At 55.0% G+C, this 1024-nt stretch carries 1 protein-coding gene; it reads right to left on the reverse strand.

Going from position 1 to position 1024, the window contains the following annotated elements; genetic code table 11:
- Window positions 1–1024 (reverse strand): hypothetical protein (locus KDK18_RS10835; RefSeq protein WP_257254916.1); only part of this gene is annotated, 1024 nt, incomplete at both ends.

Here is a 1024-nt window from a genome sequence, read left to right on the forward strand (position 1 = left end):
GGGTACTCTTCACCTTGAGGGACGTTTTCAGAAAAGTGTACCCACCACTTCCGATCGCCTGCCGCAGAGTCAGACCCGCCTGAAAATCCGGCAGATTCCTGTGGGTCTCCACCAGTGCCGAAGTAAAAGTGTCCAGAGATACCAAGGGGTTCAGACGGTGGTAGTTCCGAACCCGTTGAAAAGCTTCTGTCAGTTCATCCTGATCATGCCGGGTGGACAACGAGTAGAGAACCTCGGCGAAATCCGCAACCGACCCGGAAGCAAACTGCCAGTTGTGATCGCTCGTGCCGATGCCATCAATAAACCGTGTGTACAGGCGGTCTTTCTGACCTGGAAAAGCAGTCAGCGCTAGTCCTGTGGTCAGGCCATAACGACCGCCCTTGGTGGATGCCGACAATCCCCAGGTCGCCCGCAAGTCCTTTTGAGCCTCACTGAGAGCCTTCACATCGGGATGGTTTAGCAGGGCTGTGCCGAACAACTTTCCAATAGCGATAGCCTTAGGGTTATCAAAAGTCGTATCTTTTATGCCCACCGTCAGAGTCGGTGGATCGCCGTCAAGACGGCTCTGGTACAAGTACTGTTCGTGTTCAAGGGTAATGGTTATTTCGTGATACAAACGACCCAGAGACATCCCGCGCCCGGAAAGTATTTCTCCCGAGCCAAGAATCGGTTTAACAAAACCTTCGCCACCGGAAAACAAATCCAGAAGTTTATAAAGTTCGGCGGGCAGGTTGTACCGTGCCAGCTTTTGCCAGGTCGCCACAGGCGGGGCATGGGTTTCAGTCGTTGTCGCAGGAGGCTGGTGATCCCAGCCGGTCACCCGTTGAAGGTTAACATCCACAGACACTATTTTTTGCAACTGCGCCAGGGTGTCCCAGGCTGAGCCTGACTGCCCACCTGTTATAGCCCTGAGACGGGCAGCCAGCAGCAACTGGCCCAGAGCGTCCTGTCCCGCTGTGCCCTGTTGTGTCTGGTGATAGCTGATGTAGGAGCGGGTGACATGCTCCAGCTTTGCCGGGTCCAG

This window comes from Endozoicomonas sp. SESOKO3 (genome assembly GCF_024606255.1).